Genomic DNA, 19,402 nt, shown 5'->3' on the forward strand with positions numbered 1-19,402 from the left:
GAAGAAGTCGCCGCCATTTCTCGGCGGCTGAGACCGAACTTCAGTCGTCTGCGGGCGCTTCCGCGGCCATCTCTGTCCGCTCGGGTTGCTCGTAGAGATGACACGCCGCAGGGTGGCTGCCGGACTGCAACACGGGGCGAACCTGCTCGCAGACGCTCGCGAACCGCTCACGGAGAATCTCTGCGGCCCGGTCGTGGTCATCTTCGGCCAGTGCGTCGAGTGCGCGCTCGACGGTCGCTTCGTTCTCTCCGGAGAGTCCCTGTGCGAAGAACTCTGCGCGGAACTCGCGTTTGAACGCCGGTTTGTCGCTTCGGTTCTCGTCGTCGGCACGCTCCCACACGGTGTCGAGGTTCAGGTCGTTCGACTCGATGCGGTCTCTGAGGTCCATCACCTCACGATACGTCGACTGGTCGATTTCTACATCTTTGGGCGGAATGACCTGCGGACACCGCGTCCGAAACCGACAGCCAGACGGCGGGTTCCGCGGCGAGGGAACGTCGCCGGGAAGCGGTTCGACGCGTCTCCCCTGTTCTTCGACTGCCGCCCGGGGGACGCTGTCCAGGAGCGCCTGCGTGTAGGGATGTTTCGGGTCGTCGAACAGGTCGTCGGTCGGGCCGAGTTCGACGATGTTGCCGAGATACATCACGGCGACGCGGTCACAGATGTGCCGGACGACAGAGAGGTCGTGAGCGATGAACAGGTAGGTGAGGCCGAACTCGTCTTGCAGGTCGTCAAGCAGGTTGAGCACCTGCGCCTGCACACTCACGTCGAGTGCGGAGACGGGTTCGTCGAGGACGATGAACTCCGGTTCGAGCATCAACGCGCGGGCGATGCCGATACGTTGGCGCTGGCCACCAGAGAACTCGTGGGGGTAGCGGTCTATCTGCCCCGCGGACAACCCCACGCGTTCGAGGTAGTCTTTCGCCTTCTCGCGTCGAACCTCCCCCTTCGACTGCTCGCTTGGAACTTCGGCAGGCAAGTCGTGAATCTTCAGTGGTTCGACGAGGATGTCGCCGATGGTCATCCGCGGGTCCAGACTGGAGAAGGGGTCCTGAAAGACGATTTGGGCGCGACGACGGAACGCCTTCAGTTCGTCGCGGTCCATGCCGAGGACGTCGTCTCCTTCGAACTCGATAGCCCCGTCTGTCGCCTCGCGTAAGCGAAGGAGCGTCTCACCCGTCGTCGACTTTCCACAGCCGGACTCGCCGACGAGACCCAACGTCTCGCCTTTCTGGATGTCGAAGCTGATGCCGTCGACGGCCTTCACACTCTGTGTCTCGCGGCGGAGCAGCGAGTCTAGGAAGCTGTCCTGCTCGAAGTAGTACTTCTTCAGGTCGCGGACACTGAGAACTGGTTCTCGTCCCTCGGCGGCGTCCGGCGCCGCCTCAGCATCGCTAGTCATCGGCCGCCACCTCCTGTTCCTCGAAGTGGCCGTCGTGGAGCGCCTGCGACTCGTCGTACTGCCGTTCGGCGAGCACGCAACGAACACGGTGCTCGTCGTCGCTCGCTCCCGCTTTCTCGGCGTCGAACTCGGGGATGCGCTGGAGGCAGTCCTCCATCGCCTTCGGACATCGGTCGGCGAAGTAACACCGGTCGCCCATCTCCGAGTCGATGAGACTCGGGACGTTGCCCTCGATGGGTTGCAAGCGCGGGGCCGGGTCGGCGAGGTCCGGAATCGACCCGAGGAGCCCCTGCGTGTAGGGGTGGACGGGGTTCTCGAAGACGTCCTCGAGCGTCCCACGCTCGACGATTTCGCCTGCGTACATCACGCCGACACGGTCACACATCCGGGCGATGACGCCGAGGTCGTGGGTGATCATCACGACGCTCATCCCCTCGTCTCGCTGGAGGTCACGCAGGAGGTTGAGAATCTGCGCTTGGATGGTCACGTCGAGTGCCGTCGTCGGTTCGTCGGCGACGAGTACGTCCGGTTCGCCGGCCAGTGCTTGGGCGATCATCGCGCGCTGGAGCATCCCGCCGGAGAACTGGTGGGGGTACTCGTCGGCGCGGTCCACCGGGTCGGGAATCCCGACCTGTTCGAGCAGTTCGACCGCTCGGTCCATGCTCGCGTCCTGCACGTAGCTCTTCGAGGGGACGAGACTGTCGACGAGCATCTTCCCGAGACCGTACCCTTGCGTCCGCGAACGCGTCCGTCGCGGGTTCGCCCGCGCACGCCGTTGGACTTCGACGGCTTCGGCTATCTGCTCGCCGACCGTCAAGGAGGGGTTGAAGCTGCTCATCGGGTCTTGGAAGATCATGCTGAACGAGGGACCACGGAGCGACCGGCGGACGCCTTTCGGCAGTCGTCGAACGTCGACGAACTCGCCGTCGACGGCCTCCGGGTTCTCGTCGCGGAACTCCTCGGCCAACTCGGTGTTTCGATACCAAACCTCACCCGACGTCACCCGACCGGGTGACTCGACGAGGTCGATGAGCGAGAGTGCGGTCACGGATTTCCCGGACCCCGATTCGCCGACGATACCGTAGATTTCGCCGTCACGAACGTCGAACGAGACGCCCTCGACGGCGTTGACCTGCCCCTCTTCGGTGAAAAAGCGGGTCTTCAGGTCTCTGACTTTGAGAATTTCGTCTGCCATGAGTTAGACACCTCCTTCCCCGTCGATACCGGGGTCCAGCGCGTCGCGAAGCCAGTCACCGACGAGGTTGAGGCCGATGACCGTCAGCACGATTGCGATACCGGGAATCGCCGAGATCCACCACGAAGTGGACTGGTACTGCCGACCGAGGGCGATGTCGAAGCCCCACGAGACGGACGCTCCCGAGAGTCCGAGGAACGACAGCGCGGACTCCAAGAGGATGATCGCCGCCACCTGCACCGTCGCCAACACGAGGATGGGCGTGATGGCGTTCGGGAGGACGTGGCGGCCGAGCACTCGTGAGTCGTTCGCACCGAGCGCTTTCGCGGCCTTCACGTACTCTTCTTCTCTGACCGAGAGCGCTTCGCCACGCGAGACGCGAGCGAACCACACCCAGTTGACGAGGGCGACGACGACGATGACCGTCCCCGGGAGGACGATGTCGCCGGGCATCGGCCCCGCCGAGAGACCGACGAGACCCCGCCACCACTCGGTGAATCCGGTGGCGACAAACGGGTCGGGAATGCGGAACGCCGCCTGTCCCCAGACGCCGACCAACGCCACGGCGAGGATGAGCGAGGGGAACGCGAGCATGATGTCGGCGGTGCGCATCAGCGCGTCGTCGACTCGCCCCCGGTAGTAGCCCGCACTCAGGCCGACGGTGACGCCGATGAGCGCCGCCAGTGCGGTTCCGAGGAGGCCGACGAGCATCGACGTACGCGCCCCGTAGATAACCCGTGAGAGGATGTCACGGCCGTTGCCGTCGGTGCCGAGCGGATGGGCGAGCGTCGCGTTGTTGTAGACGGTTTGGTTCTCCGTGACGACCTGTCCGTTCTCGATGACGACGCTACCGTTCTCGGTCTTCGTGACCTCCTTCGTCTCCTTGGTGGTGAAGCCGAGCGGCGGTTCACGGGCTTGATCGAGGTTCTGCTGCCCGGGGCTGTACGGTGCGACGAGTGGTGCGAAGATAGCCATCGCGACCATGAAGACGACGACGACGATACCCGCCTTCGCGAGGACGCTGTGGCTCAGTTCCTTCTTCAGATTACGGAGAGTGCGTGGAGAGATCATATCAGTCGTAGGTCACCTGCGGGTTGAGATACGCGTAGAACGCGTCGACGAGAATGTTCGTCACGACGAACCCCGCACCGACGACGATGAGCGACCCCTGCAACACCGGCCAGTCGCGGGCGTTGAAGCTGTTGATGATGAGCGACCCGAGTCCGGGCCACGCGAAGACGGCTTCGGTGATGACCGCTCCGCCGATGAGCGTCCCCAACTGGAGACCGACGACGGTGATGACCGGGATGAGTGTGTTGCGCAGCACGTGTTTGTACCGCACGAGCGTCTCGGGCAGTCCCTTCGCTCGCGAGGCGCGGACGTAGGTCTTGCCGAGTTCGTCCAACATCCCGCTGCGGGTGAGTCGCGTGATGAGCGCGGTGAAGTACGTCCCCAACGTGATGGCGGGGAGCGTGATGTGCCACAGCCACGTCGTCAGCGCGTCCCACGCCGACCCGAACTGTAAGGCGAGCGCCTGTGCGACGATGGTGTCGAAACCGACCGGTCGACGACTCGTCGGGAACATGTCCAACTGTACGGCGAAGAGGATGATGAGCATCACGCCGAGCCAGAAGTTCGGCGTACTGATGCCGAGCAGCGAGAACACCGTCGCTCCGTAGTCGGCGGGGTCGTGTCGTCGCGTGGCACTGATGACGCCGAGCGGAATGGCGATGATGACGGCGACGACAGTCGCGGCGACTGCGAGTTCGAGCGTCGCTGGCAGCTTCGCCAGCACACGGGCTGCGACGGGCGTTCGGGTCGTCAGCGACAGGCCGAGGTCACCCGTCGGAATTCCGGCGACGAACTCGAAGTACTGGACGTACAACGGCTCGTTCAGCCCGAGTTCTCTGATGACCTGTTGGCGGACCTCCGGGTCGACGTTCGGCGGGAGCAACACGTTCGCCGGGTCGCCCGGCGCGATGACGCGCAGACCGAACACGACGGTGATGACCCCCCAGACGACGAAGAGGCCGTGGAGCGAGCGCTTGAGCAGGAACCGCGACAGTGACATTGGTTACTTCTGGGAGATGGCGTAGGCGTCGATACGTTCGTCGGAGCGAGCCTGCCAACTGAGGCTGTTGTTCACACCGTAGACACTGAACTGGCGGTTGAGGAAGATCCACGGCGCTTCGTCGTGGGCTAACTGGTTCGCCTCTTGGAGCGTCTGTGCGCGCTGGTCGCCGGTCTGGTTGCCGGCTTCTTCGAGTAGCGAGTCGAACTCCTCGTTGTTCCACGACGTCAGTGCACCTTCGGCACTCAGCAGTGCCGTCATCACGAGGCCGCCGTCGAACGTCGCTTCACCCCAGCCGATGAGATACCAGTTCGGCTTGTCCTCGATGTTGCCGGTGAGCAGTTCGTCGACGAGCGACCCGAAGTCACGCTGTCTGACGGACGCGGAGATGTTCGGGAGTTCGTCGATGTAGCCGGCGACGGCCTGCGAGATTTCGAGGTCTTTCAGGTAGCGACCGACCGGCGTGTTCAGTTCTATCTCCGCACCTGCGAAGCCGCTCTCCTCGATGAGCTGTTCGGCTTGCTCGGGGTCGTACGGGTACGGGTCGATGTCGGGGTTGTAGCCGACGAAGCCTTCCAACGTCGGCTGTCCGGTCTGTGCGCCGAAGCCGCCGAGGACGTTCTCGACGATAGATTCGAGGTCGACGGCGTAGTTCAGCGCCTGTCGGAACTTGACGTTCGAGAACGGTTCGACGTCGTAGCGCATCGCGTTGTAGATGATTCGCGTCGACGGGGCGGCGGCGATGGTCGCGTTGTCGCTGTTGTTGACCCGCTGGACCTCCTGCGGTGGGACGTTGACAGTGATGTCCGTCTCGCCCTGCAGGAGTTGGTTGACACGCGTGCTCGCTTCCTCTGCGGCACGGAAGGTGACGCCCGACGCGGCGGCGGGTTCCTTCCAGTAGTCGTCGTAGCGCTCGAAGACGACTTCCTCGTCTTCGGTGTACGACGAGAGTTGGAACGGGCCGGACCCCATCATGTTCTGACTGATGTAGGACTTGTCGTGTTCCTCGGTCCACGCCTTCTGCATGACGTCGCAGTAGGTCGCGAACTCGGAGAAGACGATGGGGTTGAGGTTCTCGTTCAGCACCTTCACCGTCGTCTCGTCGACGGCCTCTGCACCCGAGACACCCGCGAGTTGGTCGCGCTGCGGGCTGGCGAACCCGACGTCTTCCTTGACGATTCGGTTGATGCTGTAGGCGACGTCCTCGGCTGTGAGGGTGTCGCCGTTGTGGAACGTGACTCCCTCGCGGAGCGTGAACGTGGCCGCGTTCTCGCCGTCGACACGGCTGTAGTCCGTCGCCAGCGCGTTGGTGATGTTCCCGTCGGCGTCACGGCTCAGAACACTGTCGTAGGCGTGGAGCATGACCACCGTCGTCGGCGTCTCACGGTGGTCGTGTGGGTCGAGGCCGGAGGGCATCTGCCCCTGCGTGATCGTAATATCGAAGTCAGAACCGCCGTCACTGCCGCCGTCGCCACCGTCGGACGACGTCGTTCCGGTCGCCTCACTGCCACCGTCGCCGGACGTCGTCGGTGTTCCGTCGTCACCGCCGGTACATCCGGCGATGGCTGCAGCAGATGCAGCACCACCCGCGAGTTTGAGATACGTCCGCCTGCTAACGTGCGACTGGTTATCAGTCATGAAGGGACTTCTGACTGTGGCGCTTAAATATGCTATGGTAATCCACCTCACCTTCGAGTGAGAAAAAATCCGGTCGGTACCCGGGTTTCAGTCGACCGACCAGTTTCGCCCTGTGGGAAGTGTTTAAATACCATCGGGACACATTCGCACACATGGCCGTTTCCGGCCGGTCCACCCTCCGAAACCTGTTCGACGACTCACCAACCCCCCACTTCGCGCATCCACCCCGGACCCACCATCGAGACTTCTACGTCGCCACCGACGGGTCCTACCGACGCGACCGCGGTGGATTAGGGGTCGTCATCGAGACACGAGACGGCGAGCGTGTCGCTCGCATCGCCGTCCCCGACCGAGTCCCCGACAACAACGTCGCCGAGTATCGGGCGCTCCATCTCGGCTTAGACGTCCTCGCGGCCCGTGCGCCGCCGGCGGCCCGCGTTGGTATCCTCATCGACCACGACACCCTCGCTACCAACGTCAACTACGCGGTACTCGCCGCGAGTCATCCAGATTGGCGACCCCCGCGAGAGATGACAATTCCGGCGGGAAGCGAACATCACTGGCGTGGCATCCGCGCTCGTATCGCCGGCTTCGGCGAACTCCGTGCGGCCCGCATCGACAGCCGTGACAACCCCGCCCACTCGCTCGCGAACAGCCCCGAAGAGTACGCCCACCTCCGGACTCGCCCGGAACGCTGTGTCCTCCCCGACCCACCGTCGACGGCGACACAGTCACCGCAGATTCCGCCGCCGTCGCGGTTCGAGCGGCGCGCAGGCGACTGAGCCTCTCGACTCCCTCTATTCGACGGACTCGGTCGGTTCGGCCGATTCGACAACTGTTTTCCGCACACTCAGCGTAACGCTGACAATGGTCTCACTCGTCGCTCGTCTCACAGAGGACGTCCGGACGGCCCAGGCGAAAGACCCGGCCGCCCGCGGCGCACTCGAAGTCGTGTTGACCTATCCGGGACTCCACGCCATCTGGCTCTATCGTCTCGCTCACACCCTCTGGCAGTCCGAGTGGCATCTCCCCGCCCGCCTCCTCTCGCATCTCGCTCGCCTCCTCACCGGCGTCGAAATCCACCCCGGCGCGACTATCGGCCGTCGCTTCTTCATCGACCACGGGATGGGCGTCGTCGTCGGCGAGACGGCCGACATCGGCGACGACGTGCTGATGTATCACGGTGTGACACTCGGTGGGAACTCGATGCGGCGCGAGAAGCGACATCCGACCATCGAGGACGACGTCGTCCTCGGCGCGAACGCGACGCTCATCGGCGCGATTACCGTCGGTGAGGAAGCACGCGTCGGGGCCGGTGCCGTCGTCAGCGACGACGTTCCCGCAGGCGCCACGATGGTCGGCCCGAAGGCGACGCAGTTCATACCGCGCGAGAACGCCAGTGACACCGACTCCCACCAGTCGGCCGGGGCGGCAGAGTAGACGCGCGACACTGCGGCTCTGCGGACTGCGTGTCGAAATTGTGAGAACGCGACAGTCGGAACGTTCTCGAGAGAGTCAGACGAAGTTCGGTCGAGAGAGCGCTACTCGTCTACGTTTTCGTCTTCCTCTTCGTCTTCGTTCTGCGCGTCGACGACAGCGACGCCAGCGAGGTTGACGATGTCCTTGACCTCGTCACCACGCTGGAGGACGTGGACCGGTTTGTCCATGCCGACGAGCATCGGACCGATTGCTTCTGCGCCGCCGAGACGCTGGAGCAGTTTGTAGCCGATGTTACCCGCTTCGAGGTTCGGGAAGATGAGGACGTTCGCCGGTTCTTCCAGTTCGGCGAAGTCGTACGTTCCCTCCAAGATATCCTCGACGACGGCGGTGTCGGCCTGCATCTCTCCGTCGACGGGGAAGTCGACTTCGGGGTCGTCGTGCAGGAGTTTCACCGCGTCCCGCGGCTTGCGCGTCCCTTCGTTGTCGACGCTGCCAAAGTTCGAGTACGACAGCATCGCGGCGCGCGGTTCGACGTTGAAACTGCGGGCGAGGTTGGCGGTGTGTTTCGTAATCTCGGACAGAACTTCGCCGTCGGGGTCGAGGTTGACCGTCGTGTCCGCACAGAAGATGACGCGGTTCTTGAACGTCAGCATGTAGACACCGGCCGCGTAGTTCGCGTCTTCGGCGGTACCGACGACCTGGAGCGGCGGACGCAGTGCCGACGGGTAGTGGTGGGTCAGTCCCGTCAGCATCGCGTCGGCGTCGTCCATCTCGACCATCACGCTGGCGAAGTAGTTGGTGTCTCGACGGATGAGGTCCTCCGCCTCGTTTCGGGTGAGACCCTTGCGCTGTCGCAGTTCGTGCAGACGGTCGGCGTAGTGGTCCCACTCGCCGTCTCGCGGGTTGGCGATGGTCGGGTCGAAGTCGAGTCCGAGTTCTTCGGCCGTCCGAAGGATACGTTTCGGGTTCCCGATGAGAATCGGGTCGGCGATGCCCTGTTCGGCGAGTTGGTACGCCGCGCGAATCATCTTCTCGTCGGAGCCTTCCGCGAGTGCGACACGCTTCGGGTTCGACTTCGCCTTGTTCAGGACGACGCGCATCATCTCGCGGGACTTGCCGAGACGCGCCTCGAGGCGCTCGGTGTACTGCGGGATGTTGAGTTCTTTGCGTGCTGCGCCGCTGTCCATCGCCGCCTGTGCGACGGCGGGGGCGACTTCGAAGAGGACGCGGGGGTCCAACGGCTTCGGGATGATGTAGTCGGGGCTGAACTGCAGTGGGTTGTCGCCGTAGGCTTTGACGACAGCGTCCGGCACGTCCTGCCGGGCGAGGTCCGCAAGCGCACGAGCGGCGGCGACTTTCATCTCCTCGTTTATCTCCGTCGCGCGGGCGTCGAGTGCGCCGCGGAAGATGAACGGGAAGCCGAGGACGTTGTTCACTTGGTTGGGGTAGTCCGACCGACCGGTCGCCATGATGACCGTGTCGTCGCGGGCGTCTTTGGCGTCCTGATAGGTGATTTCGGGGTCGGGGTTGGCCATCGCGAAGATGATTGGGTCGGCCGCCATCGATTGGACCATCTTCTGACTGACGATGCCACCGATAGAGAGACCGACGAACACGTCGGCGTCCTCCATCGCGTCGGCGAGGTCGCCCTCGGGCACGTCGCGAGCGAACTGCTGTTTGAACTCGTTGACCTCGTCTGCGCGCTTCTTCGTGATGATTCCCGAGGAGTCACACATCGTGATGTTCTCCTTCTTGGCCCCGAGCGAGACGTAGAACCGCGCCGTCGCGATGGCCGACGCGCCTGCACCCGAGAAGACGATGTCCAGTTCGTCGAGGTCTTTTCCGGAGACGTCGGCCGCGTTGACGAGTGCCGCCCCGGAGATGATGGCCGTCCCGTGTTGGTCGTCGTGGAAGACGGGGATGTCCATCTCCTCGCGGAGTCGCGACTCGATTTCGAAGCACTCGGGCGCTTTGATGTCTTCGAGGTTGATGCCGCCGAACGTCGGTTCCATCATCCGAACCGACTTGATTATCTCCTCCGGGTCCGCCTCGTCCAGTTCGATGTCGAACACGTCGATGTCGGCGAAGCGCTTGAAGAGGACGCCCTTCCCTTCCATGACGGGTTTCGACGCCTGTGCGCCGATGTCGCCGAGTCCGAGGACAGCAGACCCGTTCGAGACGACGCCGACGAGGTTCCCCTTCGCCGTGTAGTTGTACGCCTGTTCCGGGTCGTCGGCGATGTCGAGACACGGGGCCGCGACACCCGGTGAGTACGCCAGCGAGAGGTCGCGTTGGGTGTTCGTCGGCTTGGTCGTCGAAATCTCTAACTTTCCGGGGGGGTCTTCACGGTGGTACTCCCGTGCGTCGTCGTCCAGTCCCATGACGTGGCCGTCACTGTGGTGTAGCAAAAAACTACCGTGTGTGTCGAATTACCAATTCGACGGTCGTCGAAGATTAACTCGGGGGCGACTCAGTTCTTCTGTCTGAAACGAATCACGACGGCGTCGAGTCGTCACCCCACGTGAACTCGTTGTTCGAGTTCGTCGAATCCGACTCCGAGTCGTCGGGCCGAGTCGACGGTCCGCCGTCGCCACTGTCGCCGTCGTCGCCCGTCTCCGTCGAGTCGTCGCCACCGTCACCCTGGCCTGGTCGAGGCGGCAACAGCGCGAACCGCTCGTTGGCCGACCCGAGCACCGAGAGTTCGTAGGCCGTGAAGTACGACTGGACGAGAATCTTGATTGGCAACGAGACGGCGAGCAGGGCGAGTAGCGTGAGCACGCCCAGAATCACCAGTGCGACGACACCGGCCACGCTGCCGACTGCGGCGTTCAGCCCGCCGAACGCGCCGACAACGACCAGTCCGACGAGGGCTGCACCGAGGACGACGATGGCCGCGAGGATGCCGCCGACGATGAACGTCGCGATGCCGACACCGAGTTGGAGAACGAACCGAACGAGCAGGTAGACGACGAACTGCTTCCACTCACCGCGGAGCGTGGGCCAGAACTGCCGCCACGAGGAGATGACACCGGAGTCGGTGGCAATCATCACCGGGATGACGAACTGCGTGGAGAACCCCATAAACAGGCCGAACAGGACGAATACGACCATGAGGACGCCGAACAGTCCGAAGAGGCCGGCGAGGCCAAACCCGGAGAGGAAGCTCTCGAAGGCCGCCGCGTTCGGGTTCGCGAAGACGAGAGCGGCGACGGCCAGCACGAACGGCGCGACGAACAGGAATGTGACTCCAATCGTGAAGAGCAGGAACCGAATCCCCTTCCAGAACCGACGCTTGAACGGGCCGCGGACGCGCACGTCGTTCGTCCGGAGGGCGTCGACGAAGACGAACGGCATCACCGACGAGGCGATGACAGAGAGGAGTGCGATGAGAGATAGCACGCCGAGTAGCGCGATACCGAGGGCGGTCACGACGTCGGGTGACAACCCAGTCGCCTCCGAAAGTGCCGTCACCAAGTCCGGGGAGGGGCCGCTGGACGGTGGGGTCGTAGTCGGTGCCCCACCGTCGTTCGGGACGGAGGAGGGGATGTTAGTGACGTTGTTCAGTCCGACACTTCCCCCACCGAGGAAGAAGACGATGACCGCCAAGCGGAGCCATCGTCCCCAACTGAACGGGAAGAGGAAGTTGCGGGTCGCATCGAGGGCGTCGTCGACCGAATCGAACGCGTACCAGGGCATGTCTGATGGATGTCTCTCACGTGTCAAATAGATTCCGTCAGCTCGTCACTTCGACTCGCAGGGGGCGATACGAATCCGCCGCATCAGTGACAACGGTCTGGCACACGAAACAGTACTGTGTTCCACGATAACAGCTATCGCTACTCTGGTGGTATATACTAGTGCGTTCGTTGTCGAGACTGCGGGATGAGATGTAACGCAAAGTGACGAGCACAGCGACGGAACCAGTCCGGAACTGAGACAGCCACGAGCGAGTCCGACGTGAGCGCGAGTGATGGAGGCAATACAATGTCAACGACCAGAGACGACAGCAGAACGATCGAGACGCTACAGATGGGCCTTCGGGGGCGGCTGATTCTGCCCACGGACCCCGCGTACGACGAGACACGGACCATCTACAACGCGATGATCGACAAACGACCACGGGCAATCGTCCAGTGTGCCGACGTCGGCGACGTCATCGCGGCCGTAAACTACGGTCGCGAGCAGGGGCTCGACGTCGCGATTCGAAGCGGTGGCCACAGCGGTCCCGGCCTCGCGCTGGCGGACGACGGACTCGTCCTCGACCTCTCACCGATGAAGGGAATCCGTGTCGACCCCGACACACAGACCGTTCGGGTCGAACCGGGATGCGTCTGGGGTGACGTCGACCACGCCACTCACGCCTTCGGTCTGGCGACCGTCAGTGGAGTCATCGCCACGACCGGTGTCGGTGGACTCGCTCTCGGTGGCGGCCACGGCTATCTGACTCGAAAGTACGGTCTGACCATCGACAACCTGCTGAGCGCAGACGTCGTCGTCGCCGACGGGCGACTGGTTCACGCGAGCGAAGACGAGAACCCCGACCTGTTCTGGGCGCTCCGTGGCGGCGGTGGCAACTTCGGTGTCGTGACGAGCTTCGAGTTCCAACTGCATCCGGTCGAGACAGTCGTCGCCGGACCGCTGTTCTGGCCGCTGGACCGACTCGAAGAGACGATGCGGTGGTACCGCGAGTGGCTTCCCCAGTTACCGGAGGACGTCTATGCCTTCTATCTGGTCGCGGAGGTTCCCGGTGACCCGTTCCCGGCGGAGATTCACGGCGAGCACGTCTGCGGGTTGATGTGGTGCTGTCTGGGAGACGAAGACGAAGCGGAGTCGTTCCTCCAGCAGGCCCGCGACGTCGCCGAGCCACTGTTCGAACACGTCGACGAGATGCCGTACCCCGTGCTCCAGAGCATGTTCGACGGTCTCTATCCGCCGGGTGACCAGTGGTACTGGAAAGGTGACTTCGTCCGCGACCTGTCGGACGAAGCCATCGCCGAACACCGACGGTTCGCCGACGTGCCGACGCCGAAGTCGACCATGCATCTCTACCCCATCGACGGGGCCGTCCACGACGTCGGCGACGACGAGACGGCGTGGAACTACCGCGATGCGACGTGGTCGATGGTCATCGCGGGCGTCGACCCGGACCCGGCGAACCGCGAGAAGATCTCCGAGTGGGCGACGCAGTACTGGGAGGCGTTACACCCACACTCGGCAGGTGGGTCCTACGTCAACTTCATGATGGAAGAGGGCGACGACCGGATTCGAGCGACCTACGGCGACAACTACGAGCGGTTACAACGGGTGAAAGCCGAGTACGACCCGGACAACGTCTTCCACGTGAACCAGAACATCGAACCGGCGACGTAGTCGGAGCGGCGTCAGTCGAGGTGGCGGATGTCGTGGCGGTCCAGCGTCAGGTCGCCGTCGGCGGACTCGACTTCTCGCGTCTCCCACTCGCCGGTCGAGGTCAGCACCTCGAAACCGTCCTCGGTGACGAGGACGGTATCTTCACTCTTTGCACCCTGTACGGTCGGGTTCCACGCGTATCCCATCGGCGCGTGGACGGGAGCGTCGCTCGTCGGCGTCGCAATCCACTCGCGGCCGGCGTAGCCTGCGGCCCCGCCTTGGTGGTGGTGCTGCCACTCGCCCTCGAAGCCGACGGCGTCGTAGGCCGCCTGAATCGCCGAGAAGACGTCGCCCGCGGTGCCACCCTCTCGGGCGACGCGCTGGGTCGCTTCGAGTGCACTCACGTCCACCGTCGCGGCCTTCTCGTGGCGCTCGTCGAGCCACTCGGGCGGGTCGAACGCAACCGTGCGAGTGAGGCTGGCACAGAGTCCGCTTCGTTCGGCCGTCACCGACAACAGGGCGTAGCCGCCGAGTTCGGCCACTTGTGGTGTGTAGTGTCGGTACTGTTGGGCGCGCTCCTCGCCGCCGACGAGGACGACGGGCGCGTTGATGTCGCGCGCCGAGAGGCCGACCCGGAGCGCAGCGGCGACTTCGTGCTCGGTGTCGCCGGATTCGAGTTGGCTCGCGACGGATTCGACCGCCTCGGCCGCATCGCGACCGAGTTCGCGATAGACCTCGATATCCGCCTCCGTCAGTGGCTGTCGGAGTGTCGATGCGTCGATAGTTCCGAAGCCAGGGACGTCGAAGTCGGCGGCGGCGGGTGTCGGTGACGTGTTCTTGACGGCCTCCGCGAGCGACGATTCGTACCACTGGACCTGTTCGACCGAGAAGGTGTCGGGCACTTCCTCGTCGGCAAGACGTCCCGCTTCGATGTTGTCGGTGACGATGTGCAGGTCACCGTCGTAGCCGGCGGCGGCGACGCCGACGTCGCCGGCGGAGTCGACGACGTTGTCGCCGCCCGTGAGCCACGCGAAGGAGTTCGGGCGGGCGAACCAGACGGCTTCGAGGTCGTGTTCGTCGAGGTAGCTGTCGAGACGGTCGACGCGCGAGTCGAGGAACGCAGGGAGTTCGGTCATGGGTTGTGTCTTCGTCCCACGGCTCTTGAAACCGGGCGGATTCCGGCCAGTTTTGTGCGTTCGAGCCGAGACGGATTCGAGACTCGAACCACAAATTCCGGTGTCTCAGGCCCGTTCGGACAAACATAAGTGCCCTGCCTCCTGAGGCTCATCTAGTAATGGATACCGCACGCTACCGACCGGACTGGTTGACGTTCCGGCGGTTCGCCGCGTTCACCACGGCGCTCACTGCCACGCTCATCGCGCTCGGCGTGTACACCTCCGCGACCGGGTCGGGTCTGGCCTGTTCAGCGCAGTGGCCGCTCTGTGACAACGGCCTCCTCCCCCAGACGATTCCGAGTTTCATCGAGTGGTTCCACCGCCTCATCGCGATGGTCACCGGCTTTTTCATCCTCGGAACGGTCGGGTGGGCGTGGCGCGCCGACACCGCCCGGCGAACGAAACTCGCGGCGACGCTCTCCGTCGTTCTCCTTCCCCTGCAGGTGAGCATCGGTGCCGTCACCGTCACGCTCAACGGCTGGCTTCCCAACGGCTACTCGCCGCCGACGCAGTCGGCACACCTGCTCGTCGCGCTGAGCATCTTCACGGCACTCGTCGCGACGACGCTGTTCGCCTACGACGGCCACCACCGCACGTCAGCGCTCGTCCGGACTCGCCGTGCCCTGCTCGCGTCGCTCGCGTTCCTTCCGGTGAGCGTCCTCTTCAGTCGCGCACCGGGACTGCTCGCGTACACGCCGGGCGCGCAGGCGACGTTCGTCCTCACCTCGCTGCCGGTGTTCGCCGCGCTCGTCGGCGCCGTCTACTGGGCGGGCCGTGCCGAGATGGACCGCGTCCGACTCGCGACGTACCCCGTCGTCGGACTGGTGTTCGTCCACGTGCTGCTCGGACGGGACCTGCTCATCTACACCGGGTCGGTCCGACTGCTGAACCTCGGCGTCCTCGCCGCCGCGTTCATCGCGCTCGCCGGGGTCACGTGGGTCGCTTATCAGCAGGACGGTGGGCCGACGCCGACACAGGGGTTGACCAGTAGCGACTGAGCGGCAGTCAGTTGATGCGCCGACGGAGAGGTTCTTTTTTCGACCATTCTCTTCTCTTGATTCATCTATCAAATTTCTTGTTCACCTATAGAACCACGTTTTGCTCGCCGAGAAGGCCCAACGCAATCGAAGGAGTGTTATATGTGTCTCCGTCTACCACATGACTGTCATGGACAGACGTAGTTATCTGAAGTCGACGTCGGCAGCGATGGCCGCGCTAGCACTCGCCGGTTGTACGAGTGGCGGCGACGGCGGCAGTGAAGGTGACGGTGGCAGCGAGGCGACTGGAACGACCGAGTCCGGCGGCGAGATGACCGGGACGACTGAATCTGGCACCGAGACCAGCGGTGACGGCGGGTCCTCGATGCCCAACAAGGTTGTCATCGGCTCCGACATCCCGTACCGTCCGTTCGAGTTCGAGACGGCCGCGGGCGAGCTGAAAGGCTTCGACGTCGAGATTGCGCGCGCAGTCTTCGACGAGGAACTCGGCATCACCTCGGAGTTCAAGAAGACCTCCTTCGACACCATCATCCCCTCGCTCAAGCAGGGGAACTTCCGCGTCATCATGAGCGCGATGACCATCAACGAAGAGCGCGCGAAGGAAGTCGACTTCTCGGAACCGTACTTCACGGCGTACCAGACGGTCATCGTCCGGACGGACAGCGACATCCAGTCGAAGGACGGACTCAAGGGCACGACCGTCGGCGTCCAGAAGGGGACGACCGGACTCGCCGCCGCCGAGGGACTCAAAGAGGAGTTCGGCGGCGACCTCGAACTGAAGGAGTACGACCAGATTACGGGCGCGTTCGACGCACTCACGAACGGACAGGTCGACGCCGTCATCAACGACAACACGGTCAACGCCGAGTTCGTCAACAACCAAGACGGTGCCCGGTTCCTCGAAGGTGAGGGCGCGGCCGCAGAACAGGGCGAAGACGCCCCGCCGTACCTCACGCTCACCGTCGAGAACTACGGTATCGCCTTCCGCCAAGACGACGACGAGTTCCGCGAGCAGGTCAACGAGGCACTCGCCGCCATCCGCGAGAGCGGGACCTACGACGACATCTACGGCAACTACTTCAGCGGATAGACTCGCCTCCCTTTTTATACACACACTGACAGAGACTACCAATGGCAGAATCATACTCCGGTGAATCGACGTCCGAACGCGTCGACGAGTCGGTGCTCAACGACCGGACACTGAAGTGGATCGGTGTCGCGATCTCCAGTCTGTTTACACTGGGTATCTTCGCGCTGGTCGGGTACATCATCGCGACGAAGGTCAACTTCGAGTTGCTCCAGACAATCTTCCCACGCTTCGTCGACGCCTACCTGCTCGTCCTCCGCATCTTCCTCATGGGGAGTGTTCTGTCCGTCGTCGCCGGCGTCTTCGTCGGCTTCGGACGCGTGTCGAGTACGTTCCCGACGGGGGCAGTCGCACGCGGCTACGTGGAGTTCTTCCGTGGGACGCCGCTGCTGTTCCAGATAATCGTCATCTACTTCGGGATTCCGGCGCTGTGGTCCGGAACCTTCCCGATTCAGGACTGGGAGATTCCGGCGGCCATCATCGCACTCACCCTCAACCACGCCGCCTACGTCGGCGAGGCTATCCGCGGTGGTATCGGTGCTGTCCCGGAGGGACAGATGGAGGCCGCACGCTCACTCGGGATGTCCTACACGCAGGGGATGCGCGAAGTCGTCTTGCCGCAGGCGTGGCGCAACGCACTGGCCGCTATCGGTAACGACCAGGTCATCCTCATCAAGGACACGTCGCTTCTGACGGTCATCGCCGTGCCCGAGATCATCAGCGTCTTCCGGAGCGTCAACAGCGCGACGTTCGACCCGTGGACACCTATCGTCCTCACGGCGGTGGCATACCTCGGTATCACGCTCCCACTCGGCTTCGTGGTCCGCTACCTCGAAGACCGCTCCGACTGGGGAGGTGACAGCCAATGAGCCTCCTCGAGTTCGACGGCGTCGACAAGTACTACGGCGAGACACACGTGCTGAAGGACATCGACCTCGATATCGAGGCACAAGAGGTCTGTGTCGTCATCGGCCCCTCGGGGTCCGGCAAGTCGACGCTCCTCCGCTGTGCGAACCGCCTCGAAGAGATTCAGAACGGCGAGATTCGCCTCGACGGCCAGTCGCTGTCGGCACCGAACGCCGACATCAACTATCTGCGCCAGCAGGTCGGGATGGTGTTCCAGAGCTTCAACCTCTTCCCGCACAAGACGGCACTGGAGAACATCACGCTCGCACCGACGAAGGTACGCGGCGTGAAGAAGAAGCAGGCACAACAGCGCGCCCACGACTTGCTCGCCGACGTCGGCCTCGACGCACAGGCCGACTCCTACCCGAATCAACTCTCGGGCGGCCAGCAACAGCGCGTCGCCATCGCCCGGGCGCTGGCGATGGACCCGAAGGTGATGCTGTTCGACGAGGTGACGAGCGCACTCGACCCCGAACTCGTGGGGGAAGTGCTCGGCGTCATGCGTGACCTCGCCGAAGGCGGGATGACGATGATGGTCGTCACCCACGAGATGGACTTCGCCCGCGAGGTGGGCGACCGAATCATCCTCATGGCCGACGGCCACATCGTCGAGGACGCGCCGCCGGAGAAGTTCTTCAACGACCCCGACAGCGAACGCGCGAAGACGTTCCTGTCGAAGATGCTGTAAGCGTTCGTCGGAAACCTTCACCTTCGACTCAAGGGCGGTTCGAGCTCTATGGGGTCGTTACGAGCGGTTCGGCCACTTGCTCGAAAGTCCGTCTGCGGTCAACTTCTGTTCCTGCGGTTGTTCTCTCGATAGCTGTAGGCGGAGTCAAAGACCAGCAGAATGGTTCTGTGACTACTTGCGCGGCGAGACGCCACACCCTCCCCAACCGATTCGTTCGTTCCCTACGGTCACTCACTCATCCCTCGCACGAGTGGTCCGCGGCCGTCGCCGCGAAGCCACGCGCCACGGCGGCCGGTCACGCTCCAAGCGACAGTTCAGTTCTCGAAGTCCGTCACGACTTCCACACCGTCTGTCTCGTAGTTCGTCATCGCGGCTAGCCTGTCCGAAACGTCCGAAAGTGCGACTTCGGCGCTCACGAGTTTCCCCGGGTCGACGTCGCCGGTCTGCATGAGTCCGAAGAGTTCGTCGTAGCGCGTCGGCGGCATCCCACGCGAGCCATGGAACGACAGTTCCATGTGCGCCATCCGGTCGGTCGGGAGCGACACCTCGCCTTTCTCTTCGTCCGTGGTCAGCCCCACCTGTACGTGTTCGCCGTGTCGCCGCAGGCAGAACACGGAGTTGCGACAGGTTTCTGCGATACCGAGGGCGTCGACAGAGACGTGTGCCCCGCCGTCGGTTCGAATCTTTATATCCTTCGGCACGCGCGCCGTCTCGCTCGCGTCGATGACTTCGTCGGCACCGAGTTCGCGCGCTCGGGCCAGTTTCGTCTCGTTGAGGTCGACGGCGACGACGCGCGCGCCGAGGGCGTTGCCGATGTGAATCGCCGAGAGACCGACGCCGCCACAGCCGTGGACGGCGAGCCAATCACCGCCAGTGAGAGTCGCGCGGTGGGCGAGCGCGTGGAACGCGGTCATGAACCGACAGCCGAGAGCGGCCACGTCGCGGGCGCTGACGCCCTCGGGGAGCGGCATCGCGTTGTAGTCGGCCCACGGGACGTGGACCTCCTCGGCGAAGGCTCCCGGTGCCGCCGACTGAAAGCCGAGTGCGCGGCCGTTCTGACAGACGTTGCCGTAGCCGTTTCGACACTGTGGGCAGGTCCCGTCGCCGAGGTTGAACGGGACGGCGATACGGTCGCCCTCCGCGACTTCTCGAACCTCGTCGCCGACGGCGACGACCCGGCCCGCGGGTTCGTGGCCGAGAATCTGCCCGAGCGGTGCTTGGTCGTTCGCCCACTCGCCGTGGCCCATCCAGGCGTGCCAGTCGCTCCGGCAGATGCCGCAGGCTTCGACGTCGACGACGACGCCGTGTGGTTCTGGTTCCGGTCGGTCGACCGCTTCGATTGCGAGCGGTTCTCCGTACTCCCGCAGGACTGCGGCGCGCATACCGCATCGACAGCCTCCGCCGACAAAAAGGCGCGTTCACCGGAGCCCAAGGCCTATATCACGGCGTTTCA

16 protein-coding genes are annotated in these 19,402 nt (G+C 63.8%); 7 read left to right on the plus strand and 9 right to left on the minus strand.

Features of this window, described 5'->3' with window-relative positions:
* Positions 1 to 40: 40 nt before the first annotated feature.
* From BM083_RS05825 to BM083_RS05845, 5 genes are read right to left on the minus strand one after another with little or no spacing between them, the layout of a single operon-like run.
* On the minus strand, positions 41 to 1,402 hold the full coding sequence (locus BM083_RS05825) for an ABC transporter ATP-binding protein (RefSeq protein ID WP_089866990.1): 1,362 nt from the start codon (positions 1,400 to 1,402) through the stop codon (positions 41 to 43).
* Positions 1,395 to 2,597 (minus strand): ABC transporter ATP-binding protein, encoded by a 1,203-nt coding sequence (locus tag BM083_RS05830; RefSeq protein ID WP_089866993.1) that lies wholly within the window; start codon positions 2,595 to 2,597, stop codon positions 1,395 to 1,397. Before BM083_RS05830 ends, BM083_RS05825 begins: the two co-directional genes overlap by 8 nt.
* 3 nt (positions 2,598 to 2,600) lie before the next feature.
* Positions 2,601 to 3,668, minus strand: coding sequence for an ABC transporter permease (locus BM083_RS05835; protein WP_089866997.1), 1,068 nt, complete (start codon positions 3,666 to 3,668; stop codon positions 2,601 to 2,603).
* Position 3,669: 1 nt separating this feature from the next.
* On the minus strand, positions 3,670 to 4,668 hold the full coding sequence (locus BM083_RS05840) for an ABC transporter permease (RefSeq protein WP_089866999.1): 999 nt from the start codon (positions 4,666 to 4,668) through the stop codon (positions 3,670 to 3,672).
* A 3-nt stretch (positions 4,669 to 4,671) separates the two neighbouring features.
* Positions 4,672 to 6,306, minus strand: coding sequence for an ABC transporter substrate-binding protein (locus BM083_RS05845; RefSeq protein ID WP_089867002.1), 1,635 nt, complete (start codon positions 6,304 to 6,306; stop codon positions 4,672 to 4,674).
* A gap of 152 nt (positions 6,307 to 6,458) precedes the next feature.
* Between BM083_RS05845 and BM083_RS05850 the strand changes: the two genes are divergently transcribed.
* Together BM083_RS05850 and cysE are read left to right on the plus strand one after the other, a co-directional pair.
* Positions 6,459 to 7,088 carry a ribonuclease H family protein gene (locus BM083_RS05850; protein WP_009375358.1) on the plus strand — a complete coding sequence of 210 codons (630 nt, stop codon included), beginning with the start codon at positions 6,459 to 6,461 and terminating at the stop codon, positions 7,086 to 7,088.
* Positions 7,089 to 7,173: 85 nt separating this feature from the next.
* Entirely contained in the window at positions 7,174 to 7,746 is a 573-nt protein-coding gene (gene cysE, locus BM083_RS05855; RefSeq protein WP_089867005.1) for a serine O-acetyltransferase, read from the plus strand.
* A gap of 101 nt (positions 7,747 to 7,847) precedes the next feature.
* On the opposite strand, the gene BM083_RS05860 is transcribed toward cysE, so the two are convergent.
* A complete protein-coding gene (locus tag BM083_RS05860) occupies positions 7,848 to 10,127 on the minus strand; it encodes an NADP-dependent malic enzyme (RefSeq protein WP_089867007.1) in 2,280 nt (759 codons plus the stop codon).
* 112 nt (positions 10,128 to 10,239) lie between these two features.
* Entirely contained in the window at positions 10,240 to 11,442 is a 1,203-nt protein-coding gene (locus tag BM083_RS05865) for a DUF7544 domain-containing protein (RefSeq protein ID WP_089867009.1), read from the minus strand.
* Positions 11,443 to 11,730: 288 nt separating this feature from the next.
* On the opposite strand from BM083_RS05865, the gene BM083_RS05870 reads away from it, so the two are divergent.
* On the plus strand, positions 11,731 to 13,116 hold the full coding sequence (locus BM083_RS05870; RefSeq protein ID WP_089867013.1) for an FAD-binding oxidoreductase: 1,386 nt from the start codon (positions 11,731 to 11,733) through the stop codon (positions 13,114 to 13,116).
* 11 nt (positions 13,117 to 13,127) lie between these two features.
* On the opposite strand, the gene BM083_RS05875 is transcribed toward BM083_RS05870, so the two are convergent.
* Positions 13,128 to 14,231 carry a M24 family metallopeptidase gene (locus tag BM083_RS05875; protein WP_089867016.1) on the minus strand — a complete coding sequence of 368 codons (1,104 nt, stop codon included), beginning with the start codon at positions 14,229 to 14,231 and terminating at the stop codon, positions 13,128 to 13,130.
* A gap of 158 nt (positions 14,232 to 14,389) precedes the next feature.
* Here BM083_RS05875 and BM083_RS05880 point away from each other — a divergent pair, with 158 nt between their 5' ends.
* The 4 genes from BM083_RS05880 (at position 14,390) to BM083_RS05895 (ending at position 17,949) form a co-directional block, all read left to right on the plus strand.
* Positions 14,390 to 15,268 (plus strand): COX15/CtaA family protein, encoded by an 879-nt coding sequence (locus BM083_RS05880; protein ID WP_089867020.1) that lies wholly within the window; start codon positions 14,390 to 14,392, stop codon positions 15,266 to 15,268.
* Between the two features lie 169 nt (positions 15,269 to 15,437).
* Entirely contained in the window at positions 15,438 to 16,358 is a 921-nt protein-coding gene (locus tag BM083_RS05885; protein ID WP_089867023.1) for a basic amino acid ABC transporter substrate-binding protein, read from the plus strand.
* 41 nt (positions 16,359 to 16,399) lie between these two features.
* Complete coding sequence (locus tag BM083_RS05890) at positions 16,400 to 17,224, plus strand: amino acid ABC transporter permease (protein ID WP_089867027.1); 825 nt, start codon at positions 16,400 to 16,402, stop codon at positions 17,222 to 17,224.
* Positions 17,221 to 17,949, plus strand: a complete 729-nt coding sequence (locus BM083_RS05895) for an amino acid ABC transporter ATP-binding protein (RefSeq protein ID WP_009375343.1) — start codon at positions 17,221 to 17,223, stop codon at positions 17,947 to 17,949. The genes BM083_RS05890 and BM083_RS05895 overlap by 4 nt, the downstream gene beginning before the upstream one ends.
* A 314-nt stretch (positions 17,950 to 18,263) precedes the next feature.
* On the opposite strand, the gene BM083_RS05900 is transcribed toward BM083_RS05895, so the two are convergent.
* Positions 18,264 to 19,331, minus strand: a complete 1,068-nt coding sequence (locus BM083_RS05900; protein ID WP_089867030.1) for a zinc-dependent alcohol dehydrogenase family protein — start codon at positions 19,329 to 19,331, stop codon at positions 18,264 to 18,266.
* Positions 19,332 to 19,402: the final 71 nt, after the last annotated feature.

Origin of the sequence: Halogranum rubrum (assembly GCF_900114455.1) — an archaeon.
In the GTDB taxonomy this organism is placed as follows: domain Archaea; phylum Halobacteriota; class Halobacteria; order Halobacteriales; family Haloferacaceae; genus Halogranum; species Halogranum rubrum.